This window comes from Mesorhizobium sp. WSM4828, from assembly GCF_055811175.1.
This window is the reverse complement of the sequence record NZ_JBVVQK010000049.1, coordinates 1-24,125: the sequence shown is the minus strand read 5'-3', so window position 1 is coordinate 24,125 and position 24,125 is coordinate 1. Positions and strand designations below refer to the sequence as shown.

The 24,125-nt window shown below is 61.3% G+C and carries 23 protein-coding genes and 2 pseudogenes; 5 read left to right on the top strand and 20 right to left on the bottom strand.

Annotated features, from left to right (window positions below; genetic code table 11):
• The 6 genes from AC0L2X_RS30465 to AC0L2X_RS30440 all read right to left on the bottom strand — a co-directional run.
• On the bottom strand, positions 1-374 hold a 374-nt coding region (locus AC0L2X_RS30465), incomplete at its 3' end, for a 4Fe-4S binding protein (protein WP_473600984.1).
• A 158-nt stretch (positions 375-532) separates the two neighbouring features.
• Complete coding sequence (ccoP, locus tag AC0L2X_RS30460; RefSeq protein WP_473600983.1) at positions 533-1,396, bottom strand: cytochrome-c oxidase, cbb3-type subunit III; 864 nt, start codon at positions 1,394-1,396, stop codon at positions 533-535.
• Entirely contained in the window at positions 1,393-1,548 is a 156-nt protein-coding gene (locus AC0L2X_RS30455) for a cbb3-type cytochrome c oxidase subunit 3 (RefSeq protein ID WP_473600982.1), read from the bottom strand. Before AC0L2X_RS30455 ends, ccoP begins: the two co-directional genes overlap by 4 nt.
• Positions 1,549-1,559: 11 nt before the next feature.
• Positions 1,560-2,291: a cytochrome-c oxidase, cbb3-type subunit II gene (ccoO, locus tag AC0L2X_RS30450; RefSeq protein WP_473600981.1), complete on the bottom strand. Its 732-nt coding sequence runs from the start codon at positions 2,289-2,291 to the stop codon at positions 1,560-1,562.
• Entirely contained in the window at positions 2,282-3,913 is a 1,632-nt protein-coding gene (ccoN, locus tag AC0L2X_RS30445) for a cytochrome-c oxidase, cbb3-type subunit I (protein WP_473600980.1), read from the bottom strand. Before ccoN ends, ccoO begins: the two co-directional genes overlap by 10 nt.
• Positions 3,914-4,497: 584 nt before the next feature.
• Positions 4,498-5,247 (bottom strand): Crp/Fnr family transcriptional regulator, encoded by a 750-nt coding sequence (locus AC0L2X_RS30440; protein WP_473600979.1) that lies wholly within the window; start codon positions 5,245-5,247, stop codon positions 4,498-4,500.
• Between the two features lie 158 nt (positions 5,248-5,405).
• Here AC0L2X_RS30440 and hemN point away from each other — a divergent pair, with 158 nt between their 5' ends.
• Positions 5,406-6,755: an oxygen-independent coproporphyrinogen III oxidase gene (hemN, locus tag AC0L2X_RS30435; protein WP_473600978.1), complete on the top strand. Its 1,350-nt coding sequence runs from the start codon at positions 5,406-5,408 to the stop codon at positions 6,753-6,755.
• Between the two features lie 399 nt (positions 6,756-7,154).
• Here hemN and AC0L2X_RS30430 read toward each other — a convergent pair whose 3' ends face one another.
• From AC0L2X_RS30430 to AC0L2X_RS30365, 14 genes are all read right to left on the bottom strand, one after another.
• Positions 7,155-7,427 carry a DUF2274 domain-containing protein gene (locus tag AC0L2X_RS30430; RefSeq protein ID WP_473600977.1) on the bottom strand — a complete coding sequence of 91 codons (273 nt, stop codon included), beginning with the start codon at positions 7,425-7,427 and terminating at the stop codon, positions 7,155-7,157.
• Between the two features lie 12 nt (positions 7,428-7,439).
• The gene (locus AC0L2X_RS30425) at positions 7,440-8,555 is read right to left on the bottom strand and encodes a TraB/TrbI/VirB10 family type IV secretion system protein (protein ID WP_473600976.1); all 1,116 of its coding nucleotides are present in this window, start codon (positions 8,553-8,555) and stop codon (positions 7,440-7,442) included.
• Between the two features lie 111 nt (positions 8,556-8,666).
• Entirely contained in the window at positions 8,667-9,695 is a 1,029-nt protein-coding gene (gene trbG, locus AC0L2X_RS30420; RefSeq protein ID WP_473600975.1) for a P-type conjugative transfer protein TrbG, read from the bottom strand.
• Positions 9,685-10,416: a conjugal transfer protein TrbF gene (gene trbF, locus AC0L2X_RS30415; protein ID WP_473600974.1), complete on the bottom strand. Its 732-nt coding sequence runs from the start codon at positions 10,414-10,416 to the stop codon at positions 9,685-9,687. The genes trbG and trbF overlap by 11 nt, the downstream gene beginning before the upstream one ends.
• Positions 10,417-11,739, bottom strand: coding sequence for a P-type conjugative transfer protein TrbL (gene trbL, locus AC0L2X_RS30410; RefSeq protein ID WP_473600973.1), 1,323 nt, complete (start codon positions 11,737-11,739; stop codon positions 10,417-10,419).
• A 33-nt stretch (positions 11,740-11,772) separates the two neighbouring features.
• Positions 11,773-12,498 (bottom strand): P-type conjugative transfer protein TrbJ, encoded by a 726-nt coding sequence (gene trbJ, locus AC0L2X_RS30405; RefSeq protein WP_473600972.1) that lies wholly within the window; start codon positions 12,496-12,498, stop codon positions 11,773-11,775.
• Entirely contained in the window at positions 12,495-14,945 is a 2,451-nt protein-coding gene (gene trbE / locus AC0L2X_RS30400) for a conjugal transfer protein TrbE (RefSeq protein WP_473600971.1), read from the bottom strand. The genes trbJ and trbE overlap by 4 nt, the downstream gene beginning before the upstream one ends.
• Positions 14,939-15,211 (bottom strand): VirB3 family type IV secretion system protein, encoded by a 273-nt coding sequence (locus tag AC0L2X_RS30395; protein WP_473600970.1) that lies wholly within the window; start codon positions 15,209-15,211, stop codon positions 14,939-14,941. Before AC0L2X_RS30395 ends, trbE begins: the two co-directional genes overlap by 7 nt.
• On the bottom strand, positions 15,208-15,519 hold the full coding sequence (locus tag AC0L2X_RS30390) for a TrbC/VirB2 family type IV secretion system protein (RefSeq protein ID WP_473600969.1): 312 nt from the start codon (positions 15,517-15,519) through the stop codon (positions 15,208-15,210). Before AC0L2X_RS30390 ends, AC0L2X_RS30395 begins: the two co-directional genes overlap by 4 nt.
• A gap of 10 nt (positions 15,520-15,529) precedes the next feature.
• On the bottom strand, positions 15,530-16,498 hold the full coding sequence (gene trbB, locus AC0L2X_RS30385) for a P-type conjugative transfer ATPase TrbB (RefSeq protein ID WP_473600968.1): 969 nt from the start codon (positions 16,496-16,498) through the stop codon (positions 15,530-15,532).
• Positions 16,495-16,908 carry a CopG family transcriptional regulator gene (locus tag AC0L2X_RS30380; protein WP_473600967.1) on the bottom strand — a complete coding sequence of 138 codons (414 nt, stop codon included), beginning with the start codon at positions 16,906-16,908 and terminating at the stop codon, positions 16,495-16,497. Before AC0L2X_RS30380 ends, trbB begins: the two co-directional genes overlap by 4 nt.
• A 120-nt stretch (positions 16,909-17,028) precedes the next feature.
• On the bottom strand, positions 17,029-19,059 hold the full coding sequence (locus AC0L2X_RS30375) for a conjugal transfer protein TraG (protein ID WP_473600985.1): 2,031 nt from the start codon (positions 19,057-19,059) through the stop codon (positions 17,029-17,031).
• A 282-nt stretch (positions 19,060-19,341) separates the two neighbouring features.
• A complete protein-coding gene (locus tag AC0L2X_RS30370) occupies positions 19,342-19,884 on the bottom strand; it encodes a MerR family DNA-binding protein (RefSeq protein ID WP_473600966.1) in 543 nt (180 codons plus the stop codon).
• A gap of 338 nt (positions 19,885-20,222) precedes the next feature.
• Positions 20,223-21,149 carry a LysR family transcriptional regulator gene (locus tag AC0L2X_RS30365; RefSeq protein ID WP_473600965.1) on the bottom strand — a complete coding sequence of 309 codons (927 nt, stop codon included), beginning with the start codon at positions 21,147-21,149 and terminating at the stop codon, positions 20,223-20,225.
• 116 nt (positions 21,150-21,265) lie between these two features.
• On the opposite strand from AC0L2X_RS30365, the gene AC0L2X_RS30360 reads away from it, so the two are divergent.
• The 4 genes and pseudogenes from AC0L2X_RS30360 to AC0L2X_RS30345 all read left to right on the top strand — a co-directional run.
• Positions 21,266-22,252: an NAD(P)H-dependent flavin oxidoreductase gene (locus tag AC0L2X_RS30360; protein WP_473600964.1), complete on the top strand. Its 987-nt coding sequence runs from the start codon at positions 21,266-21,268 to the stop codon at positions 22,250-22,252.
• 295 nt (positions 22,253-22,547) lie between these two features.
• Entirely contained in the window at positions 22,548-22,838 is a 291-nt protein-coding gene (locus AC0L2X_RS30355) for a hypothetical protein (RefSeq protein WP_473600963.1), read from the top strand.
• A 396-nt stretch (positions 22,839-23,234) separates the two neighbouring features.
• Positions 23,235-23,527 (top strand): annotated as a pseudogene (locus tag AC0L2X_RS30350) (IS1595 family transposase); the annotation flags it as partial.
• 399 nt (positions 23,528-23,926) lie between these two features.
• Positions 23,927-24,125: pseudogene (locus AC0L2X_RS30345) on the top strand (TIM barrel protein); the annotation flags it as partial.

The window sequence follows — 24,125 nt, the reverse complement described above, 5'->3', positions numbered from 1 at the left end:
CAGGTATAGCCGCACCAGGCCCGGCCGACCGTGGAAGTGACCAGGAAAAGGCCGATGCCGGCCATGACCAGCAGGCCGGCAACATAGTAGAATTCCTGCGGCCAAATCTCGATGGACAGGAAATAGAAGCGGCGGTTGGCAAGATCGATCAGCACGGCCTGGTCGGGGGCAAACGGACCTCGGTCCCAGCGCAGCCAAGGCGTCAGGTAGTAAATGCCCAGCGTGATTGCCATCACCAGCCACTTGAAGCGACGGAAATTACCCGAGATTCGCTTGGGGAAAACCTTCTGGCGTGGGGCGTAAAGCGGCTCGCGGGCGTTGGGGGAGTCGATCGCTTCTGCTTCGGGCGGTTCTGTCAGCGTTTTGTCACGCACGTAGCATCTCCAGTCCCGCAGCCGCCGCCCGTCGAACAGCCTCGCCGTAGGCGGTCCGTTCCGCGTTGGTACAGGTCGTAGCCGGAATGGTGTCGAGGCCCGGCTCGCGCCGGGCCCCGTCGCTTGGCAGGGGGAGGGCCGAGAATAGGCTTCCGTTCCTATTCTCCGCCGCCAAGCGAATGGACATAGACCGCAAGTTCCTTAACCTTGACCTCGCCGAGACGCCCACCCCAGGCCGGCATGACGCCTTGCTTGGGCGCGCGAACCTGCGCGGCAATAGCCGACTCGCCCGCCCCGTAGAGCCAGATCGCGTCGGTCAGGTCGGGTGCGCCAAGCTCCGTGTTTCCCTTTGCCTTATCACCATGACAGGCGGCACAATTCTCGGCGAAAACATTGGCGCCGGGTATGACCAATGCTTGATCGCTAACAGCGCCGGATAGACTCGATACATAAGCGCTGACCTGTCTAATCTGCTCGGGCGTAATGATGTCACCGAAGGCCGGCATTTCCGACAGGCGCGTGTCGGGGTCGGAGGCAAAGCGGATGCCGTGCGCGATTGTCTGCTGGATCTGCTCGGCCTTGCCGCCCCACAGCCAGTCGTCATCATTCAGGTTGGGAAAGCCGCTGGATCCTTGGGCGCCGGAGCCGTGGCACTGAACGCAATTGACCTTGAACGCGGCGCCGCCGGCCGCGATAGCGAATCCGCGCAACACATCGTCGGCGGCAATCTCGGAGACGGTCTTCGCCTGAAGGGCGGCAACATACTTGCCCTTGGCGACCTCGGCCGCTGCCAGCTCATTCTTGACATCGTTGCGGCTGGAATAGGCGAGCACGCCTCGGGTGGCGGAGCTCAGCATAGGCCATGCGGGATAAGCGATGGTGTAGGCGATCGCCCAGACGACGGTGACGTAGAAGGTGATCACCCACCAGCGCGGGAGCGGATTGTTGAGCTCCTTGATCCCGTCCCATTCATGGCCGGTGGTCGAGACGCCGGAGACTTCGTCAATGTGCTCACCGCTCATGATCGGTCGTCCTTGAGAGCGATTTGAGCAGCTTCGTCGGCTCGCGTCCTACTGCCGGGACGGAGCGCAAAGGTGATGCATCCGACGAAGAACAGCGCCATAGCGAGCAGGCCCCAAGTGTCGGCAAACGCCCGCATGAAGTTGTAGGTCATCACCATTCTCCTCAGCGGTAACCGGCGGCTTCGTCGTAGTTTTTGAAATCGACCAGAGTGCCAAGCATCTGGAGGTAAGCGACCAGCGCATCCATCTCGGTGACCTGCTGCGGATTGCCATCGAAGTCACCGAGCTTGGCCTTCGGATACCGCGCTTCAAGACCGGATGTGTCGACGTTGGGATCGGCCTGCGCCATGAGATCGGCATTCGCGCTCGCGATCATTTCGTCGGAGTAAGGCACGCCCACACGGCTGTTGGCGACAAGATGTGTCGAGAAGTCCTTCACCTCGATCGGTGTATTTTTCAGGAATGCGTAGCTTGGCATGATCGATTCCGGCACGACAGAGCGCGGGTCGGTGAGATGCTGGACGTGCCATCCATTCGAATAACGGTCGCCCACCCGCGCGAGGTCCGGTCCGGTGCGTTTCGATCCCCACTGGAACGGGTGGTCGTACATCGACTCGGCCGCCAGGCTGTAATGCCCATAGCGCTCGACTTCGTCGCGGAACGGCCTGATCATCTGGCTATGGCAGAGGTAGCAGCCCTCGCGCACATAGATGTTGCGGCCGGCGAGCTCGAGCGGCGAATAGGGCCGCATGCCTTCGACCTTCTCGATCGTATTGTCGAGATAGAAGAGCGGCGCGATCTCGACTATGCCGCCGACCGTCACCACCAGAAGGGAGCCGACGAGAAGAAGCGTGGCGTTCTTCTCGATCACGGCGTGTTTGTCCATCAAACCCATTTTCTGGCTCCCGATCGCGCAGGTCGGACGGCGGCGATTGAACGCGGCATCGGTTTCTCCTCGCGCTGGTAGCCGAGGATCGTCATCGCGATGTTCCACGCCATGATAAGGGCGCCGGACAGGTACATCGCCCCGCCGATGGCACGCATAATGTAGTAGGGATGCATGGCTGCGACCGTTTCGGCGAATGAGAAGACCAGAAAGCCCTGCTCGTCGTATTCGCGCCACATCAGGCCCTGCATGACGCCGGAGACCCACATCACCGCGGCGTAAACGACGATCCCGAGCGTTGCCAGCCAGAAGTGCCAGTTGACGAGCCGCAGCGAATAGAGCCGCTCGCGGTTCCACAATTTCGGCACCATGAAATAGATCGCGCCGAACGAGATCATGCCGACCCAACCGAGCGCGCCGGAATGCACGTGGCCGATGGTCCAGTCGGTGTAGTGCGACAGCGAATTGACGGCCCTGATTGACATCATCGGGCCTTCGAAAGTCGACATACCATAGAAGGCTATGGCCATGACCATCATGCGGATGATCGGGTCCGACCGCAGCTTGTCCCAAGCCCCGGAGAGCGTCATCAGGCCGTTGATCATGCCGCCCCACGAGGGCATCCAAAGCATGATCGAGAACGCCATGCCGAGCGTCTGCGCCCAGTCGGGCAAGGCGGTGTAGTGGAGGTGGTGCGGACCGGCCCAGATGTAGAGAAAGATCAAAGCCCAGAAATGGATGATGGACAGCCGGTAGGAATAGACAGGTCGGTTGGCCTGCTTGGGCACGAAATAATACATCATGCCGAGAAAGCCGGCGGTGAGGAAGAAGCCGACGGCATTGTGGCCGTACCACCACTGCGTCAAGGCATCCTGGACGCCGGAGAAAGCTGAATAGCTTTTTGAACCCACGAACGAGACGGGCATCGACAGGTTATTGATCACATGCAGCATCGCGATCGTCACGATGAAGGACAGATAAAACCAGTTGGCGACGTAGATGTGCGGCTCCCTGCGCTTCAGGATGGTGCCGAGGAACAGGACGAGGTAGGCGACCCACACGATGGTCAGCCACAGGTCCACATACCACTCGGGCTCGGCGTATTCGCGGCTCTCGGTGATACCGAGCAGATAGCCGGTTGCCGCCATGACGATGAACAGCTGATAGCCCCAGAACACGAACCAGGCGAGATCGCCGCCGAACAGCCTGGCACGACAGGTCCGCTGCACGACATAAAGCGACGTGCAAATGAGCGCATTGCCGCCGAAGGCAAAAACCACGCCGGAAGTATGCAAAGGCCGCAAGCGGCCGAAGTTGAACCAGGGCTCGATGTTAAGATCCGGGTAGGCAAGCTGCAGCGCGATGGCCACGCCGACCAGCATGCCTACGACGCCCCAAAACACCGTCGCGACGGCCCCGTAACGGATTGGACCGTCCATAAAAGCGGCGGGGTCTATCGGAACTGCAGGCTTGAACTCCGTATTGCGCAACAGGATCGCGGTGAAACCAGCTACGGCGAAGAACAACACCCACATATGCTGGCGGAAAGGTTCATCTATGCCGAAACCGGCAGCCAGCAGGGCCGCAAAAGCAACCAGGCTTAGAAGGACGATCTCTGTGCCGAATTTCATCGCAAATCCCGATCTCGAATCCGGCGGACGCCAAATCCGCCGTGCATCAATTGCGCGGCCGCCGCCTGCTCGCCCTGATCCATGTCAGGGCCGCCCGGTTTTGTTTCGGGCAGCACCGAGTTCGGCGCAATCACATGGTGCGAATGAAGAGGGAACGCAGCGCGGGCTGCCCGCTGATGGACAAGTGGGGTGGGCTCGGAGCCAGGCGGGCGACACAATGAGGCGTGTCCATTCGGAAAAGCGGGGCTCTGCGACGCGCTGAAAAGTATTGCGGATGCCTTGCTAAACGTCGCTCGCTTGGGACGGCCAACGCAATCGTTGCGATGCTTCGAGACGTTCACAGGTTCGAGGAAGGGCAATCTTGCCCCACCAGCCCATTGCGTGTCGGCCACCCCCAGGATCAATGCTTCGCCGGCGAGCTGTCCGAAACGCTCCTGGCGATTGGTCTGGTGATCCGATAGCGAGCGCGGAAGCTGGTCGGGTTCATACTACCGCGGCCTCTCGAAGCCTTATGGCGACACATTGCATTCGAACGGGCGTGTGCTGCCACGAACGAGTTGGCGACGCGGACCGGCCGCACTGGGTTATTCAAACTGCCGCGCCCTTCGGCCACCGCAACGCTGCTCCAGCCGGCTCATGCTGTCCACCATCACGTGGCGTCTGTTCTCGATCCGGATCACGCCGTCAGCCCGCAATCGCGTCAGCTGGCGGGTCACGGTCTCGTTCGTAAGTCCAAGGAAATCAGAGATGTCGGAACGAGTCAGCGGCAGATCGAACGACGCTGACCTGGCGGCCGGGTCAACACTGGAATCGATATTCCGGGCGATCATGAGGAGAAAACTTGGCACCTTTTCCGATGCCGTCTTGCGCCCCAGCGTCACCATCCATTCGCGTGCTGCGTCGAGCTCGTCCAGAGTCTGCCTGAGCAGGCGATTCTCGAGTTCCGGTGATTCCTTCATCATCCGTTCCACGGCTGCCTTCGGAAACGAGCACAGCGTGACAGCTGTTGCCGCTTCCGCATTAATCTCGCTTTCGACCTTGAAGGGTCGTCCCAGAAAATCCGGTGCAAACCGGAGAGCTACAATCTGCTGGCGCCCGTCCGAAAGTCTCTTTGTGAGCTTCACCACGCCCGAAAGCACATTCGAATAGCTTTCGACGGCCTCGGCGTCGCCGATCAGTTCGACTCCTGGCTCGATCTTGTGCCTCGACGAAGTCCTGGCGAGCGCAACCAAACGGTCTGGATCGAGCGCACCGCAGACACCACGACGCCTTGCCTCGCAAGAGAGGCAAAGAACGGGAACGCCGGAACTGTGAATGTCTTGCCGTAATGTCATGCGCTCGCTCTACCCCTCTCCCAAGCGTCGACAGGGTACCAATCCAGGGTAGAAAAATCCTTGCGGCAGTTTGTCCGAGTTGCTGATTGACCGAAATCAGGGCTTTGGCTCGCCAATAAGCCCAGAGTTCCAGCGATGCAAAGATGATGGACCATGACATGCAGTCCGAATTAGCTGCCCGGGTTGGCGAGAATGTGCCCCGCTATACCAGTTATCCGACCGCGCCGCATTTTCACGCGGGCGTCGATGCCGCCGTTTGTCGTGGCTGGCTGGAGGCGCTCGGAAGTGGGGCCGAGATCTCGCTCTATCTGCACATCCCCTATTGCGATAGGCTCTGCTGGTTCTGCGCGTGCCATACCAAGCAGACACGCCATTACGAACCGGTGACTGCATATCTTCGTTCGCTGCATGCTGAGATCGCGACGGTTGCGGGTTTTGTCGCCGGCAGGGGCCATGTCCGCGCCGTGCATTTCGGCGGCGGTTCGCCTACCATGCTGAAGCCCGAGGATATGGTGGCGTTGGGGACTGCCTTACGGAACAGCTTCGATTTTGTGAAGGACGCAAAAATCAGCGTCGAGATCGATCCCAACGACATGGACGAGGCGCGCCTCGATGCGCTGGCCGAAATCGGCATGACCAGGGCAAGCCTCGGTGTGCAGGACTTTGACGCGAAGGTGCAGCAGGCGATCAACCGCGAGCAGAGCTTCCTGCAGACCAAGACGGTTGTCGACGGAGTTCGTTCCCGCGGCGTTGGTTCCGTCAATCTGGACCTGCTCTACGGCTTGCCGCACCAGACCAGCTTGAGCGTCTGTTCCACGGTAGCGCAGGCGCTGACCCTGGAACCAGACAGGATGGCGCTGTTCGGCTACGCGCATGTGCCCTGGTTCAAGAAGCACCAGACGATGATCGACGAAGCGTGGCTACCTGGCCCCACGGAGCGGTTGGCCCAATCGCAACTCGCTGCGCGAGCGATTGTGGAGAAGGGATATGAAGCGATAGGGCTCGATCATTTCGCCAAGCCAGGCGATGCCTTGGCGATAGCGGCCCGCACAGGGGCTTTGCATCGCAATTTTCAGGGCTACACCGAGGATAGCTGCGAGACACTGATCGGGCTTGGACCTTCGTCCATTGGCCGTTTTCGCCAGGGCTTCGTGCAGAACAGCACTTCAACCGCCGAGTACAGAGGCATGGTTGCGCATGGCGGGCTGGCGGCTGTCCGCGGTATTGCGCTTTCCGACGACGACCGCGTTCGCGGCTGGATCATCGAGAGGCTGATGTGTGATTTCGCCTTCTCGGCGGTCGATCTGGTGGAACGCTTCGGCAAAGCCGGCCAGAAGCTCCTGCTTCAGTCGAGTGCCATGGCTCTCCACGATCCCGTTCGATTGCTTGAACTGGATGGCGACCGTTTCGTCGTGCCGGCTGAAAGTCGCCCCTTCGTCCGAAGCGTCGCGGCCAGGTTCGACAAATACTTCCAAACCGGACAGGCCAGGCACTCGGTCGCAGTTTGAACCGGAGGGTGCGGTCGCGGTTTTGTCGATGGCGAACCGACTGCGCGACGTTTGACTACGCATCGGCGCCCGTCGCATCAAGACGGGTTCGGAACCAGGTCGGAAGTCGTTCGCCATCGGCGAGGATATCGTCCGCCTACCCGAAGTACGCGATGCCTCTCTCGTTGGGGAAACGAATGAAAAGGCACGCAGCCGATACCAATCGGAGACGGGCGAGCCTAAGCTGAGGCCTGGCATCTACGTGCTGCCGAAGATGACATTGACGCAGCGTCCCGACTCGTTAATCCCAATCCCCGGTCCCATACCCGGGTGCCTGGCCTTCGGCACGAGCACTAGGCTGATGGACACCCGGCGATCGGGTGACGCGCAATAGTGGACTTGGCCAACTCTCTGCCTCGGCTACTCGGAATCTGAGCCTTCCAGACGTCGCGACTTCTCCGGCATGCTGGACGTCGGCAAACCTTCTTTTCTGGCCCTAGCAAATGCTCGGTCGCCTTCCAGAAATCCCGCCAGCATGAAAGGGATGAGTTCCGCCACGGTTTCAGACTCGCCATAGGTCTGACGATAGAGCGCAGCGTACTCCTTGAGTGCTTGGCCCAACTCCGCGCTGACGGTGATGGTGATCTTCGAAGGTGTTCGGTCTGGGAGCTTTCCAAGTTTCAAGTTGGCCATAATCCCTCCCGCTCAACTCGCGTATGGCCGCAGCAAGAGGTCCTTATGCACCATGACGCGCAGTGGCCAACCTGGGCGGATTGTGATGGTGGGCTGAACATTCAGGTTCTTCTCGGTGATGCGCTGGCCGGCTTGGCTGACGTTCTGCTGGACCGATTTTCGGATCGCCTTGACCAAGTCGCTCTCGTTTTCCCCCAAACTCAACTCCGTGCCGACGCCCAATAACGTGGCAAGCGCCACTCCCTTGATCAGCTGCCAGGTGTGGAAGTCAACGTTGTCCTCCAGTCCTGCGTAGCCGGCCGTGTCAGTCGCTGGCAGATTGTCGATTTCAATCGACGAGCCATCGGGCAGCAGAATTCGCTGCCAGACCAACAGCGCCCGTCTTTGCCCGAAGGCAACAACGCTGTCGTAGACGCCGATGAGACGTGAGCCTTGCGGAATGAGCAAGGTGCTGCCCGTAATTGTGTCGTGCACATTCTCGGTGACCTGCGCAACGACGAGGCCGGGCAAGTCGGAACTGACGCCGGTGATCAGGCTTGCGGCGATCACGCTGCCGGCCATTAGCTGATAGGGCGAGGCCGGCGTCTGCAGCGCGTGCGGATTGTATATCCCGCTTGTGTGACGTTGGCTGACAAAATCGAGCTTGCGCTGTTGGTTGTTCTGGTCGCCCTCGGCTGGCGCAACGGAAGCCGACCCGCGTGTCGCTCCGGGTTGCGGAAGCGCCTCAAACGGCTCCTGCGCACTCTGCCCGCCGCCGGCGACATCTGTCTCTGTGGGTCGATTGTCGATCCGGAACAAGACTTGCGACTCGCGCGCGGCGATCGCCTGCTGAGCAAGGCGCTGCTCCTCGGCGGATGCCTCCTGCCCCGGCGCGATGCCGAGCTGACGCTGCCGCTCAAGAATGGGGCGGCCGAGGTCTCCCGGCAGCGGTGGTCCAAGCACCGGCGCCTTCGGTTTCATTCCGGAATAGTCTTTGGGAAGCGCGTCGAGTCCCTCGGCGGTTGGTTTGTGCTCGGTGTGGTAGAGGTCTTCCGCCTGCTCTTTGAAGCGCCAAGCCGGTCCTTGGAGCGCCATCATGGTGACGCCGAATATGGCACCGGATCCGACTGCGGCGATAGCGACGATCACGCCGCGCCTGAACCGCACAGCGGGGCGGGGCGAGGCCCGCAGCTGCAGCTGTTCGGGATCGAGTTTCGGCGGAGCATCGGAGCGGGAAGCATCAGTCATGAGCCCCTCCCCTCAACGGCTTGAGCGTGCAAAAAGTGGTATACGCCGCGGTGATTGGCGGCCGTCGGTCCTTGTGATGCGCACCACCTGCTGCGGCTTGGCGCCCAGCCGCAGTTCTGCCGCGGCAAAGAGCCGATCGACAATGTAATAGTTGCCGCGCATGCGATAGTTGACGAGCTGGCTCCCCCCGTCAGAACCCACGATGAAAAGCGGCGGCGCTTCGCCCTGATCTATGCGGCGCGGGAATTCGATGTAGACCTTGCTGCCGTCGTCGAAGGCACGCGTCGGCCTCCACGGCGGCGTGTCACCATTGATTGAATAGCTAAAACGAATGTTCTCGAGGGCCACATTCGAAGCGACCGGCATAGCGGCCTCGGCCTGAACGTTACGCTGGCGCAGCGCGATGATCTGGTCTTCGCTGTACGTCCAGGAGATCGCCGCCATGGCGGTCTTCTCGGTGCTTTGAAGCTGCAGGTGGTATGTCCGCCGTTCCGTGGTGATCACCAGATTTGTGCTTAGCCCGGGCGCGAAGGGTTTTACCAGCACGTGGGTGCGTTGGTTGTCACCGGTGCCGCTGACGGTGTCGCCGATGACCCAGCGCACCGTGTCGCCGGCCGACACGGCTGTTAGCTTCTCGCCCGGCTGTAGGGCAATATCGGTGACACGCTCCGGCGCGGCATAGAGCTGATAGAGCGCGCCGTCCGTGAAGGGATAGACCTGAACCGCATTGACATAGCCATACTTGGTGGGTTGCTGCGTTGCCGCCTGGTTGGCATCGGTGACGCGTTCTTCGGGAGAGCGTTTGTCGTCGACAATCTTGCCGGGGTCAGGCTGCAACTGGCCTGGCAGCGGCAGGGGCTTTGGTACCTCGACGATCTTGACCGGCTTCTCCGGCGGTTTCTCAACCGCAGCCGGTTTGAAGTCGTTAGCGTCATAGGAAATCTGAGGCGGCGGCACCGGCTTCGACGCGCAGGCTGAGAGGACGACTGCTGACGCGGACAGGATCAGTGCTGCACGGAACGGTGGCGCTCTATTTGTCATCGGCGGGCTCCTTCGGGGAAACGGGTGTCGGCGCGACGCTGTCGAGTTCGCGCGACCAATTGATTGCGTTGATGAAGACGCCGAGCGGGTTGTTGCGCAGCTGGTCCGTATTGCTTGGCGGGCGGATCACGATGGTGAGGATCGCAGTCCAGCGTGTCGTGCTGGCGAGACTACCGCGCTCAAAAACCTGCTCGGTCCATTTGACCTGGAACGAGCTGTCGGAAGCCCTGACCACGCTGGTCACCTGCACCGACACGCTGCGCATGCCGATCTGACCGAAGGGATCGTTCGCCTTGGCATACTCATTTAGGAAGCGTGCGGCGCGGTCGGTGGCAAAATCGTAAGCTGCCAGCCAGTTCTGGCGCACCAGCACCGGATCGATTGAAACGGAACGGATATTCTGGATGAAACGGCCAAGATGCCACGCGATCTGCGCGTCGGTGGGCTCGTAGTCCCGGATTGCCGGCGCAACGGCACGCCCCTCGCCGAAGCGGTCGACCTCGACGACGTAGGGCACAACGCGACTTTGCATCGACTGCCAAACGAGGCCGCCGGAGAGCCCAGTCGCCAAGGCCAGACAGCCAAGAGCCATCAGCCGCCAGTTCCGGGCCTGCACCCGCGATGAGCCGATGCGCTCGTCCCAGAGCTGGGCTGCCTTCTGATACGGCGTGACCGGCTCGGGCGCCTTGCCGTAACGTTGAACGGGTCGCTTGAACAGCATCTAGTCGTCCTTGTCGCTAAGAGAGGGATTGGCGCTGCCGCCCGGCCTGTCACCGTCACGGACGGCCTGGATGGCAGCGTGACGATGGGCACGCGCGGCCTGTTCGGAACGCAAGCGCCTTGCCCACGTCGGCGCGGCATCAGCGGCGGTACCAGCAGGGCTTCCGGTCATTGACGCGGTCGGCATGCCGCCTGTCGCGATCCAGGCGGCTTCGCGCCCGGCATCAGCGCTGCGCCCTAAGGCTCCCGCGGCAGATCGTGCCGCTCGCATTGCAGCGCCGCCGACGGCACCGCTCACCCCGCGCATACCTGCAGCCACACCGGGCAGGCCGGCGTCATGGGAGGTTGCTCGGCCCATTTGCCAGGCCGTGGAAGCAGCCGAGCCCATGGTCGTGCCGGCTCGGATTGCAGCCAGACCGCCGCCAGCTGCCATTCGCGCGCCGGCGAACCCTGCGCCTCCGGCAACGAGCGACGCGCCAGCAGCGGTCGCGATGGTTCCAAGCGCTGCGCCCGCGCCAAGCTGCGGCGCGCCGGAAACAAGTCCGGAGGCGATTCCAGGTCCAAAGACGCCGAGCCCGAGCAGCGTCAGCGCTCCCAGCACCTGAGACATGGCGGCCGCCAAGTCCGGCTCCTTGCCATGCAGCGCGGAAGCGAACTCGCCGAACAGCGTGGAGCCTATGCCGACGATGACGGCGAGCACCATCACCTTTATGCCCGACGAGATGACATTGCCGAGCACGCGCTCGGCCAGAAACGCCGATCGGTTCCAGAGTGCGAATGGCACCAGAACGAAGCCGGCGAGCGTGGTGAGTTTGAACTCGAGGATAGTGATGAAGAGCTGAATGGAAAGAATGAAGAAGGCGATAATGACCAGGAACCAGGCCATGAGCAGCACGAAGATGGTCAGCGCGTTGCCGAAGATTTCCGGAAAGCCGAGCAGCTGACTTGCCTGATCAAGCAGAGGCCACGCGCCTTCGAAACCGGTCGCGGCGATGCGGCCCGGGCGCAGGAGATTGTCTGCGGAGAGATTGCCGGAGGACGCGTTGATGCCGAGGCCGGCAAAGGAGCGGTAGGTGATGTCGGCGAGGTTCTTGAAATTGTTCAGGATGAAGGCGAAGACGCCGACATAGAGCACCTTGCGGACAAGCCGGCCGAGAATGTTGGTTGCGTCGCCGAGCGCCCACGCCAGACCGGCCAGTGTGATGTCGATGCCGACCAGAATGGTGGTGAGGAAGGCGACGTCGCCCGAAAGCAGACCGAACCCGCTGTCAATATAGCGGATGAAGGTCTCCATGAATTGGTCGATGACCCCGAGGTCGTTCATACCGCCGCCTTCCTCGTCGTGAAGAACTGGTGATCAGTTACCGGGATAGGCCCTGCCGGAACCAAGAAAGCGCTTCGTCGTCTCGCGGGCGGCCTCCTCGGACTGCGCCTTACGGGCGGCATCTTCGGCCTCAGCCCGGAACTGCGTCGCGAGCAGCGTCTGGATCTGCATCTGTTGCTTGGTCGAAAGCGCGAGCAGCTGATTGGTGGCCTGGCTTGCCTGAAGCGCGCCAGCCGCACCCTGGCTGCGATTGACGAGATCGGCAAGCAGGTCGCCATCGCCGCGCACATTCTCGACGATCTGCGACTGGACGCCCATGGTCTGGCGGAACGCCTGCATCGCGCTCTGCCAGCGCTCGCGTGCGGCGCTCGCCACATCGCTCACTTTGATCGTGGCGTCGTAGCTTTCCGGATATTGCCTGCGCCACTGGTCCTGAAGCTTATTGAGATCAAAGCTCAGGCCACTCGCCTGGTCCATCAGGCCATCAATGCGATGGAGCGCACCAGTGAGCTGACTGACAGAAGAGAAGTCGAGACTCTGGAGGTTCCGTGCCATGTTTTGCAGCATGGTCGCCTGGTTCTGCAGTGACTGGATCTGGTTGTTGATCTGCTCCAGCGATCGCGCTGCCGTCAGCACGTTCTGCGCATAGTTCGACGGATCAAAAACGATCAGGGCGTAGGCTGGTTGAACGTACTCAGCGACCGGTTTGGCGATCAGGGAAAGAGTGATCAGGCCGGAGAGAAAACGGCGCCGCATCATGACGATTGCTCCTTGTGTGGTTGAGGGAATTGCTTGAGAAGGTCGGCGGCCCACTCGAGCCCGCGCGCATTCAGGAAGCGTGAGGCAAAGCTATCCTGCCCGTGCTCGATCAAGGCTCTGTCGATGAGGGTTTGGCTGGCAGGATCGGAGGCACCGCAAAGTGCAAGCGTGATCGGGCCGAGGCCGAGCTCAAAGAGCCGGTTGCCACGACGCGACTGCAGATAGTATTGCCGTTTCGGCGTCGCGCGGGCGACCAATTCGATCTGCCGCTCGTTTAAGCCGAAGTGCTCGTAGGCCGCCCGGGCCTGCGGTTCGACGGCACGATCATTGGGCAGGAAAATGCGCTGTGGGCAGCTCTCGATGATTGCGGGTGCGATTGCAGAGCCAGCGACATCGGCAAGCGACTGCGTGGCGAAGATGACCGACACGTTTTTCTTGCGTAGGACCTTCAACCATTCGCGGATGCGCGCTGCAAAGAGTGGGTTGTCGAGATAGGCCCAAGCTTCATCCAGCATGAGCAGCGTCGGCCGCCCGTCGAATCGTTCTTCGAGACGATGGAAGAGATAGGTGAGCACCGGCAGGACAGCGCCTTGGCGGTGCATCAGCTCCTCGGTCTCGAAACATTGCACATCCGATAAGGCCAGCCGATCGTCATCCGCATCGAGCAGGGGGCCGAAGGGACCGTCGAGCGTATAGGGCATCAATGCGGACTTCAGCGCGTTAGACTGAAGCAAGACCGACAGGCCGGTGAGCGTACGTTCCTGCACCGGCGCGGTGGCAAGGCTGGTGAGCGCCGACCAAATCGCCTCTTTCACCTCGGGCGTGACGGTGACGTTCTCATGGGCAACGAGGCTGGCGATCCATTCGGCCGCCCAGCTGCGCGTCCCAGTGTCGCTGATGTTGTGCAGCGGCTGGAAGGCAAGCGACCCGCCCACCGCCAAGGCGTGGTGCTCTCCTCCCATCGCAAGTGTTGCCGCGCGGGCCGAATTGCCTTTGTCGAAGACATAGACCTGTGCGCCGGCATAGCGTCGGAACTGCAGAGCGATCAGGGCAAGCAGAACCGACTTGCCCGCCCCAGTCGGTCCAACGATCAGCATGTGGCCGACATCGTCGACATGGGTGGAAAGCCGGAACGGAGTCGACCCACTGGTTTCGGCGAAGAGAAGCGGCGGGGCCTCTCGCTGGGTAATCTTGGCGAGATGCTCGTTCGCCGCCGGGCCGGCCCACGCCGATGACAACGGCATCAGATGGGCCAGGTTCAACGTGTGAACGAGCGGCTGGCGAACATTGGCATAGACATGGCCGGGCAACGAGCCGAGCCAAGCCTCGACCGCATTGACGCTTTCGCGGATCGTGGTGAAGCCGAGCCCGTTGACGATGCGCTCTACCGCGCGACATTTCTCCGCGGCGACCTGATGGTCCTCGTCCCACACCGTCACCGTTGTGGTGAGATAGCCGAAGCCGACGTGATCGCCGCCCAATGCCTGAAGAGCCGCGTCGGCGTCGAGCGCCTTGTTGTCGGCATCGCTGTCGACGAGCGGGACGGGCTCGTTGGTCACGACCTCGCGCAGGATGGCGGCGATCGACTTGCGTTTGGCAAACCACTGCCGCCGCAACCGCGTCAGAGTCTTGGTGGCCTCCGTCTTGTCGAGCGGGATAAAGCGCGTTACCCAGCGATAGGCAAAATCCTGGTGGTTGAGGGCGTCGAGAATTCCCGGCCGAGTGACATTCGGAAAGCCTAGGATGGTGAGGGTGCGCAGATGCTGGTCGCCCAGCATCGGCTCCAACCCGCCGGTGAGCGGCGCATCGACCAGCACGCCGTCAAGATACATCGGCGTTTCCGGGACCGCGACTGGATGGCGGCGGGTCGAGATTGTGCCGTGCAGGTAAGTCAGGGTCTCGGCATCGTCGAGCACGCGTACCTCGGGCATGAAACCCGACAGAAGATCGAGAACCCGGTCGGTCTCGTCGCGAAACCGCGCCAGCTCCTGCGGCCAGTCTCTCCCGCCGCCAGATCGGTGTGCGTCGACGAGCGCGCTATCCGCCCTGTCCCGTGCGTCCCGGGGCGGCATGAACAGCAAAGTCAGGTGATAGCGGCTCTCGTAATGCGCGACCTTGCCCTCGAAGGCCGCGCGTCGTTCTTCGTCGACCAGCCAAGACGCGGCGTCGGGAAAATTCGCGTTCGGATAGCCGAGCGCCTCGATGCGCTCGGCCTCGAAGAACAATGCCCAGCCGGAGCCCAGCCTTCTCAGCGCGTTGTTTGCCCGCGCGCAGATGCCGACGAGTTCGGGTTCCGTCGCGCTTTCGAGATCCGGGCCGCGAAACCGAAATGTACGCTGGAAGCTGCCGTCCTTGTTGAGCACGATGCCGGGAGCGACCAATGCGGCCCATGGCAGATGGTCCGCAAGCCGGTCGGCTTTGCTGCGGTATTCTAAAAGGTTCAGCATGCGAGCCAACCTCTCATGCGAAGGTGGCGGACAAGCACGCCGGCGAAGTTCGGATCGCGGCGAGCGGCAAACACCGCGAGCGTGTGGCCTGCGATCCAGAGCACCAGCCCGGCAATCCACTGCTGCAGGCCTAGACCTATTGCCGCGGCAACGGTGCCGGTGAGGATGGCCACTGCTCGGGGCGCACCACCGAGCAGGATTGGCTCCGTCAATGCACGATGAACAGGAACCTCGAAGCCGTCGATATGCTGCTCCCCAGTATTCATCCAACAAGCGCCCCGCCGCCGAAGGAGAAGAAGGAGAGGAAGAAACTCGATGCCGCGAAGGCGATCGACAGGCCGAAGACGATCTGGATCAGCCGGCGGAAGCCGCCTGCGGTGTCACCGAAGGCAAGCGTTAAGCCCGTGGTGATGATGATGATCACGGCGACGATCTTGGCGACCGGTCCCTGTACAGACTCCAGGATCTGCTGCAGCGGCTGTTCCCAAGGCATGCCAGAGCCTGCTGCGCGGGCTGGGACCGTGAGAATGAACACGAGCGCGGTGGACGACAGAAAGCGAAGCTTCTTGCGCATGAGTAACCTTTCAAAGCTGCTGAAGTTGAGGAAGCGTGAGCGGGGTAACGGCGTAGTCGCCACCGCCGTCGAGACCGGTGACCTCTGCGATCGCGTCGATGCGGCGCGAGGATCCGCGGCCGGCGATGAAGACGATCAGATCTATCGCCTCGGCGATGAGGCGGCGGGGAACGGTGACGACGGCCTCCTGGGCGAGCTGTTCGATACGGTAGAGGGCCGAGCGCGCCGAATTGGCGTGAACCGTGGCGATGCCACCAGGATGACCAGTGTTCCACGCCTTAAGCATATCGAGCGCTTCCGCTCCCCTCACCTCACCGACGATGATCCGGTCGGGCCGGAGCCGCAGCGTCGATCGCACAAGATCGGCAAGCGTGACCAAGCCCCGCCTGGTTCTCATGGCGACGCAGTCCTCTGCCGCGCATTGCAGTTCGCGCGTATCCTCAATCAGGATCACCCGCTCGTCGCATTCGGCGACTTCGGCCAGGAGTGCATTGGCAAGGGTCGTCTTGCCCGAGGATGTGCCTCCGGCGACAAGGATGTTGCGCCGCTCGCGCACCGCCTCCCTCAGCGCATCGGCTTGCAGCGGAAGCATGATGCGATCGGCGACATAGTTGGCCAACGTGTAGAGTTTCGCCGCCGGCTTGCGGATGGCAAAGCACGGCGCCAATACGACCGGCGGCAACAGCCCCTCGAAGCGTTCGCCCGATGGCAATTCGGCGCTGACAATCGGATTGTCGGCATGCGCCTCTGCGCGCACATGGGAGGCGACCAAGCGGATTATGCGTTCCGCCTCGGAGGGGTGGAGGTGAACGCCGGTACCGACCCGACCTTCTCCGAGCCGGTCGAGTCGCAGTGCACCGTCGGGATTGACCATCACCTCGATAACAGACGGATCGGCAAGGGCCTCAGCAATTGCTGGGCCCATGGCGGTGCGCAACATGGCACGGCGGCGATGGTCGACCTCCGGATGAGAGCTCATCCTTCTCCTCCCCCGCCATTGCCCTTCCCAAGCGACCGTTTGCCGGAGGCTATCTGGCGGCCCACTTGCTCGACGAATTTGTCGAAGCGCTCCTGGGCAATCGCCTGCGTCGCCCTGTCCGGGACTGGCGTGTGAGCATGAACGGTGATGGAAAACCGAATGAAGAGCGCCAGGCTCTCTAGGATCATTTCGCCGTCGCGTCTGAGATGACCGAGGTCACGGGAAAGACGGTCGAGCCTTACGCCGTAGCGCCGGTCGAGCTCGTTCTCGCCACGCCGCTCGATAAACGCCTCGACTGCCTTCGCCACGATCGCTGATTTGGTCGTCGATGGATCGCGGCTGAGGTCGTCCAGTTTCTTGCTCAGGTCGGGTTCGAGCAGAAACTGATGACGAATACGCTGAGGGCTCATGTGGCTCGTTCCAACTGGCCCAGCGCTGTTGCGTGGGCGGAAACGAGCATCGCCGACTTCCCCGAAATTGCTTATGGCCGTTATCTACGCTGATTTGCGCTCTGCCTTTGGCAGCTTCTTTCAGAAGCCGGGCACGATGTCCTTGTCGTCGCCCCTTCCCTCGTTGATGCCATAGGCGCGTGTGGCAGTGGAAATTCGGTCCATCACGCGCCTGTCGGCAACCGCCTCGCTATCATCGTCCGCGGGCTTGAGCAGGTCGTCCCCGTCGGGCTCCAGAGTGAAGGCTGCATGGTCTTCCGCCAGACCCGGATGTCTCTGTTGCTGGACACCTCCTTCATCTTCAATTGCGTCGCCCGCACTTTCGCGGCCGCCAGCAAGACGGCGGTCAATGCCCCGCACCTGCCCGGTCCAACAGTCCGGACGCGGTAGTGGCCGATCCGCGTAAGCGCCGTCGCGCAATAACGGCGCAGGAAGCACGCGCTCGGTGAAATTTTGATCCTGGTAGTAGCGCAGCTTCTTCGCGCGAATAGGCGGCAGCCCTGAAACCAACACCAGTTCATCGGCTTGCGGCAACTGCATCACCTCGCCCGGTGTCAGTAGCGGACGGGCGGTCTCCTGGTGGCTAACCATCACGTGCGAGAGCCACGGCGCCAACCGATGGCCGGCATAGTTGCGCATTGACCTCAGCTCCGTCGCCGTGCCGAGCGCGTCCGAAATGCGTTTGGCCGTGCGCTCGTCATTGGAGGAGAAGGCAATCCGCACATGGCAGTTGTCGAGGATGGCATTGTTCTCCCCATACGCCTTGGAGATCTGGTTCAAGGATTGCGCGATCAGATACGCACGGATGCCATAGCCGGCCATGAAGGCGAGCGCGGTTTCGAAGAAATCCAGACGACCGAGCGCCGGGAATTCGTCCAGCATTATGAGCAGTTGATGGTTCCTGCGCTTCTTCGGATCACCCTCCAGCCGCTCCGTCAGACGCCTGCCGATCTGATTGAGCACCAGTCGAACCAGCGGCTTCGTGCGCGATATGTCCGATGGCGGCACGACCAGATAGAGTGACACCGGCCGCTCGGCATCCAGGAAGTCGGTAATGCGCCAGTCGCAGGCTGATGTCGCTGCAGCCACCGTGGGATCGCGATAGAGGCCGAGAAACGACATGGCGGTCGAAAGAACGCCTGAACGCTCGTTCTCGGACTTGTTCAACACCTCGCGAGCTGCCGAGGCCACGACAGGATGGACCTGGGGCTGATCCGCCGCGCCGAGATGGTTAGTCGTCATCATCCGTCGCAGTGTCGCGACAAACGAGCGTTGCGGGTCCGACAGAAAGGTGGCGACGCGAGCGAGCGTCTTTTCCTCTTCAGCGTAGAGCACGTGCAAAATGGCGCCCACCAAGAGTGAATGACTGGTTTTCTCCCAGTGGTTCCGCCGGTCCAGCGCGCCTTCGGGATCTACGAGGATATCGGCGATATTCTGGACGTCGCGGACCTCGTCTGGACCTTTTCGTACCTCCAGCAGCGGGTTATAGCGCGCCGACCTTGGATCGGTCGGATTGAACAGAAGGCAGTAGGAGAATCTCGACCGCCAGCCGGAGGTCAACTGCCAGTTCTCGCCTTTGATATCGTGAATGACGGCCGAGCCGGTCCAGGACAGAAGAGTTGGAACAACCAGTCCGACGCCCTTGCCTGATCGTGTTGGAGCAAAAGCCATGACGTGCTCGGGCCCGTCATGGCGCAGATATCGATCCTTCAACTTGCCTAGGAAAACGCCGGCCGGCCGAAACAGCCCCGCCGTCTCGATCTCCTGAGTCGCCGCCCATCTTGACGACCCATAGGTGGTGACCGACCCGAGCTGTCGCGCGCGCCAGAGCGAGCCGGCGATCGCGGCAGCACAGCCCACGAACCCACTGGCGCCGGCAAGCGCACCGGCCTTATCGAAGACCTCGGGCGCGTAAGCGTCGAAGTGGAACCACCATTCGAACAGTTTCCAGGGCTTGTAGATTGGCCAGCTGCCCACGGCGAGCCATGGCTCGCCGAGCTGCGACTGATAGCCGAGCATTTGGGCGCACCACTGCGTGGCCGCCCATACGCCGAGCATGACGATTGCGAACACGACGGCGATCTGCCCAAGCAGCAACTTCGTAGGCGTCATGGCTTGCTCCGCTGTTCTTGACATGCGGCACAAGAATCGCTCAGCGCGTTGTGAACTGAAACCCACGCTACGCACGACTAGGTGCGACAGATTAACTTCTGTGGTCCCGTCGCGGCCTTTTACTTCTTGAGATGAGCGGATTCCATTGCAACCGATATTTGTACCGCGATAGATTTCGAAAACTCTCAAGCGGGAGGAAGAGCAAGGACCGGCGCGCTTCGGGATCCAGTACGAATATCCGAACTCGGATTACGTTTGAGCAGATAGGCTGCTACGGGACCGTCAATCGTATGGAGCCAATTGCGACGGTGGCGAGGCAGTCGTCATTCTTCTCGATGTGGGAGCATATGCCGGAATTGGGCAAGACCATGCCTTCGGTACCGGAATGCGATCAAGAAAGGGCTGGACGCAAGGCTCTGTCGCTTCTTCGTGAAATCCGCGGAACGCCAAAGCCGGCGCCTTGATCAAATGCCGACGGTCTACAATGCTCCAGTTCCGGCATGATGCCGATGACGTGGAATTCATTGGTCCTTTCATGATGCGCAGCCGAAAGTTTTGCGGTGCCGAACTCTGCAATGGTGACAGGCGCGCTACCAGATCATCCCACCCAATATCTCGGCCCCGGTCCCTTGCGTCCTGCCAGGTCGGCAGGGTTCGCGAGCTACACCGGTCAATCGACAGACAGCCGCAACGCTTGGTCCACTCGCCTGACAACCGCGACCAATCCCGACGCGACGGAACGCGATCGGCTGGCAACTTAGCGAGTTCGGCGCCGATCTCCTTGAGTGTGAGCCCAATTCGCCGCGCAAAGACGATGAAGGCCATCCGGCGCAGCACCGACCGCGGATAGCGCCTATGCCCCGAGCCGGCCCGCTCGGACGCAATCGAAATTGCGGTGGCCGCTGAACTCGAACGCGGCCTAGCATCGTCCACAGGCGCTCGAATTGAACGGCTTCCACTACTCGTCTTTCATGATGATGCGGTTGCGCTTGCTGCGCCTCCCGGGGCAGCGGTTGTGGCTAGAGTGGGTGGGCGCGAGCATTCAATACCCCGCCGGCGGACGGTTGACGCTGCCCTCCCTTGGCCTGCTACTCTTGCGTGGACGCGTCCGGATAAGGCGGGGCCAACCGTCTGACTGACCCCTTGTTTTTGCTCCACCTTTCCTAAGCCCGCTGCAGTTGTCGCACCGGCTCTGGTCTTGCCGGCTGAGGCCGTGAATGCGCCTCAGACGCCACCGTCATGAAAGCCTGAAGTGCCGCGGAGAGATACTCGTCGCTCCGCGTCACAAAAACAGTCGGCGCCGACCGCAACTTGTGAGGTAGCAGGTGTATAATGAGCTGTCCGTTGGCTGCCGCATCCTGAACGACCCCCCGAGGTAGCATGGCCATCCCTACCCCGGCGGCGACGCAGCCGATGATCCCGTCCATTGTTCCGAGTTCCATCCAGCGGACATGCGTTACCCCACACGCCGCCAGGAACATGTCCATGCGCCGCCGGTAGGAACAGCCCGATCGAAAAGCGAGGACCTTCACAGCCGGTGATGCGGCCAAGGCCTTCAGATCCGAAAGCTCGCGAAACCGCGGCGATGAGATCACAACGAGCTCCTCTTCGACGATCGATAGGCTTTTCAGTTCGGGATGAGCGATGGGGCCGGAGACGAACGCGCCATCCAGTTTGCGTGCGACGACCTCGCTGACGAGCTTTTCCGTCGGGGCAGCCTCCACCAGTACGTCGACCTCTGGATATTCTGCAGCATAGCGAATCAGGATCGGCGGAAGGCGAAGCGCTGCAGTGGTCTCCATGGAGCCGATCCTGAGTAAACCGCACGGCGTACCGCGGTCTGTGACGACGCGCTTGGCTTCGTCCAGAAGCTCTCCGACGCGCTCGGCATAGGGAACGAGCTGAATGCCGGTGGCTGTCAGTGTAACCCCTCGCCTGGAGCGATGAAAAAGCGGAGCACCGATTTCCTCCTCAAGCGATTTTATTCTCGCGGTGACGTTGGATTGCACCGTGTTGAGTACACCGGCAGCCCCTCCGATACTGTTTGCTCTCACAACCGCCTGGAAAAACCTGAGGTCGGCGCTGTTCATCAGCCATCTCCTTTTCAGATAAAAAACATCTGATCTAATCGTTTGTCTTAAGTCAAGCGTCGCAATAGCGTCAAAGAAAACTTTCCGGGAGCTTCCTCAAGCTGGGAAAAGTATAGATGACGGTACGAACGCGTCTGACAGAATTTTTCGAAATCGAGCATCCCATCATCCTTGCCCCGATGACACCGGCCGCAGGTGGCGCGCTTGCGTCCGCCGTCGCCGACGCCGGCGGTCTGGGCCTGTTGGGTGGGGGATATGCTGATCGTCAATGGTACGAAACAGAGTCGTCGCTGATCACCAATGAACGCGTTGGCTGCGGGTTCATCGCCTGGGCAGTCGAAGCCGACCTTGATCTGTTTGACCGCGCACTTGCGGAGCGTCCGTCCGCGATGATGCTTGCGTTTTCGGATCCGGCGAAGCTCGCGGCACGGGTCAAGCAGGCGGGTGTTCCGCTGATTTGCATGATCCACACACTCGAACATGCCCGGCGCGCAATCGACGTTGGCGCCGACGTTCTTATTGTTCAGGGGACCGAGGCCGGCGGCCATGGCCTGGTCGCGCGGTCAACCATGCCCTTCGTTCCCGCAGTCGTGGATCTGGTGGCAAAGATTTCGCCTTCTGTCATTGTCGTGGCGGCAGGCGGCATCGCCGACGGTAGGGGCCTGGCCGCTTCGCTGATGCTCGGAGCAGACGGGGTCCTGATGGGAACCAGGTTCTGGGCTACACGCGAGTCGCTCATCCATCCGGGAGCCAAGGACAAGGTAGTCGCGGCCTCTGGCGACGAGACAATCCGGACTTCCGTCTACGATATCGTCCGTCAGAAGGCCTGGCCCGCTGGTTATACCGGCCGACTGCTCAAAAACGGCTTCATCGAGAAGTGGCACGGGCGGGAAGAAAAGCTGCGCACGCTGGGTTCCGAAGAATTGTCGAAGGTCGAGGCGGCATGGGCCTCTGGCGACTACGACACGGCCAACGTGACTGTCGGTGAGGCGGTGGGCCTCATCAACGATCTGCCGTCGGCGAAGGACATCGTCCGCCGAACGGTGCACGAGGCAAGCGAAAGACTTGGCCTCTACGCATTCGATCAGCGCATCGCGAGCTGAGTAACCACGGCCCTGAAGAAGAGGGCCGGCTGCTTTCAAAAACATAAAAGGGGAACTGCAGCATGCAACAGCTACAGGAAAGGGGCGACTCCGTCTGAAAACCAGGTATCTGGACCGTCGTCCTTGCATCAAGCGCCGGCACGGTCATCGAATGGTACGACTTCTATCTTTGCGGAAATCTGGCGATTTTCTTCTCAACGCTCTTCTACCCTGCCAATGAACTGACGGCCGCTGTTTCTCGCGGTCGGCACGCGCGATAAGCATCGTCTTTCCCCAACCCGTTCTCGCCAAGTCGTTGCTGGCTTATCACGACGGTCCGGAAGAACTGTGGGCTGAACCCGTTGATCATGGTTCCGGCGTTGAACAGAGTGCCAAGACCGCGGACAAGCTGATCTTAACGACGGTCGCCTTCCTAAAGTCCAACGGCGAAAAAGCCTGCGCGTCGAACGGCGCTCGCTCGGCCGCCAATGCCGCCGGAATTGGCGGCGTCTTAGCGAAAGCGGTAACGCTCGCCTGTCGGTTATCCTTCATGCAGGATGCCTGCCCGCGTGAACCTGCCCGGTTCCCGAGTACATCCGCCCCGTGACGACCAGAAGAAAAATTCGAGCTAATCGTAGGCCGCTCGCTGGCTGAAGACGGCGCGGCTATGATCGCGAGCTGCAACGGCGTACTCTCGACCCTCTCAAGAAGCACCCAATCAGGATATTACCTTTCGTACCGGCAGTTGGGAAGAAGTCCGGTCGCACGCGGAAATGATCGCAGGCGAGCGAGCATGTCGTCGACTGGTTCCATATCCCATGCGCAATGGAAGCCGCTTCCTTCCGCGGCTAACCCGATCCTGCCCCGTAACTGCGCGCAGGATTGCTGGCCGGCGTCGCCATGTCGAGCGCGCCGGGCCTGCGATGCTCGAGATGCTTCAAGCGTACGAAGGGGAGCATAAGGATTTGTGCGGCGGTCAAGCCGCGCGGACCATGGGTAGAGGGGCTTCAACTCCCGCGGCGTCCGCCGTACCATCGCCGGCGTTTTTCATCATAACAGCCCGCAGCATGCCGACCTGTATTTCCACTAGGTTGGCTTCCGATGGTCACAGCGCGTGGTATCCGGGAGCGCCGTTCGCAAACCCGGCATGGTCTAGAAGTCTTGAGGACCATCTGGTCGCGCATGCCGCCGGCGCTGCAGCTACTGAGCGTTTTTCGCGCCGCCACGGGGCGTCAGATGCGCCGAAGCCTGGGTGGAGGAATCATCATCAAATCAACCGTAGCTGCCTTTGGTTGATAAATGCCTCTTACGATTTTGAGCAGTTCTTGTTCCGACCTCATCATGAAGATCGTGGGACTGTCCAAGTTTTGCAAACGAGAGGCATCCCACAGATGCGGCACTCGGCTGCTGCGAGTCACCTTCGACGACAGTCACACTTACTGATCTCGATTGCTGACCTCAACCTCCTTCACCGATGTCGAAATGAGTTTGGCCGCATGGCACGCGCAAGCGGAGCACCGTGGCCAGCCATTGTGCTCCAATCCGTGCTGTTTGCTCTCACAACCGCCTGAGGTCGCGCTGTTCATCAGCCATCTCCTTTTCAGATGAAAAACATCTGATCTAATCGTTTGTCTTAAGTCAAGTGTCGCAATAGCGTCAAAGAAATTTCCGGGAACATTGAAGGAAAGCCAAGCCATGCGCCAAGCATCGCCCCGCTTTGCACTCGACCACATGGCGACGCCCGGACTTGACGTCAGGGCACTTTTCGCTTTTGCCCGTGACCAGGGCCTGACCGATGTCCAGATCCGCAGCCAACCGCGCAGCAATGCTATTGCACGCGGCATGCCGGCGGCGGACGTCCGGTCTGCCGCCGCCGAAGCAGGCGTTGGGATTA

What these genes read in the sequence shown, in the direction of transcription:
- trbF (WP_473600974.1), bottom strand. Translation starts at nt 10,416, where the DNA reads ATGCTGTTCAAGCGACCCGTTCAACGTTACGGCAAGGCGCCCGAGCCG.
- trbL (WP_473600973.1), bottom strand. Translation starts at nt 11,739, where the DNA reads ATGAACGACCTCGGGGTCATCGACCAATTCATGGAGACCTTCATCCGC.
- AC0L2X_RS30440 (WP_473600979.1), bottom strand. Translation starts at nt 5,247, where the DNA reads ATGACATTACGGCAAGACATTCACAGTTCCGGCGTTCCCGTTCTTTGC.
- trbG (WP_473600975.1), bottom strand. Translation starts at nt 9,695, where the DNA reads ATGACAAATAGAGCGCCACCGTTCCGTGCAGCACTGATCCTGTCCGCG.
- AC0L2X_RS30455 (WP_473600982.1), bottom strand. Translation starts at nt 1,548, where the DNA reads ATGACCTACAACTTCATGCGGGCGTTTGCCGACACTTGGGGCCTGCTC.
- AC0L2X_RS30365 (WP_473600965.1), bottom strand. Translation starts at nt 21,149, where the DNA reads ATGAACAGCGCCGACCTCAGGTTTTTCCAGGCGGTTGTGAGAGCAAAC.
- AC0L2X_RS30375 (WP_473600985.1), bottom strand. Translation starts at nt 19,059, where the DNA reads ATGACGCCTACGAAGTTGCTGCTTGGGCAGATCGCCGTCGTGTTCGCA.
- trbJ (WP_473600972.1), bottom strand. Translation starts at nt 12,498, where the DNA reads ATGATGCGGCGCCGTTTTCTCTCCGGCCTGATCACTCTTTCCCTGATC.
- ccoN (WP_473600980.1), bottom strand. Translation starts at nt 3,913, where the DNA reads ATGAAATTCGGCACAGAGATCGTCCTTCTAAGCCTGGTTGCTTTTGCG.
- AC0L2X_RS30395 (WP_473600970.1), bottom strand. Translation starts at nt 15,211, where the DNA reads ATGAATACTGGGGAGCAGCATATCGACGGCTTCGAGGTTCCTGTTCAT.
- AC0L2X_RS30390 (WP_473600969.1), bottom strand. Translation starts at nt 15,519, where the DNA reads ATGCGCAAGAAGCTTCGCTTTCTGTCGTCCACCGCGCTCGTGTTCATT.
- ccoP (WP_473600983.1), bottom strand. Translation starts at nt 1,396, where the DNA reads ATGAGCGGTGAGCACATTGACGAAGTCTCCGGCGTCTCGACCACCGGC.
- ccoO (WP_473600981.1), bottom strand. Translation starts at nt 2,291, where the DNA reads ATGGGTTTGATGGACAAACACGCCGTGATCGAGAAGAACGCCACGCTT.
- hemN (WP_473600978.1), top strand. Translation starts at nt 5,406, where the DNA reads ATGCAGTCCGAATTAGCTGCCCGGGTTGGCGAGAATGTGCCCCGCTAT.
- AC0L2X_RS30370 (WP_473600966.1), bottom strand. Translation starts at nt 19,884, where the DNA reads ATGGCCTTCATCGTCTTTGCGCGGCGAATTGGGCTCACACTCAAGGAG.
- trbE (WP_473600971.1), bottom strand. Translation starts at nt 14,945, where the DNA reads ATGCTGAACCTTTTAGAATACCGCAGCAAAGCCGACCGGCTTGCGGAC.
- AC0L2X_RS30360 (WP_473600964.1), top strand. Translation starts at nt 21,266, where the DNA reads ATGACGGTACGAACGCGTCTGACAGAATTTTTCGAAATCGAGCATCCC.
- trbB (WP_473600968.1), bottom strand. Translation starts at nt 16,498, where the DNA reads ATGAGCTCTCATCCGGAGGTCGACCATCGCCGCCGTGCCATGTTGCGC.
- AC0L2X_RS30430 (WP_473600977.1), bottom strand. Translation starts at nt 7,427, where the DNA reads ATGGCCAACTTGAAACTTGGAAAGCTCCCAGACCGAACACCTTCGAAG.
- AC0L2X_RS30380 (WP_473600967.1), bottom strand. Translation starts at nt 16,908, where the DNA reads ATGAGCCCTCAGCGTATTCGTCATCAGTTTCTGCTCGAACCCGACCTG.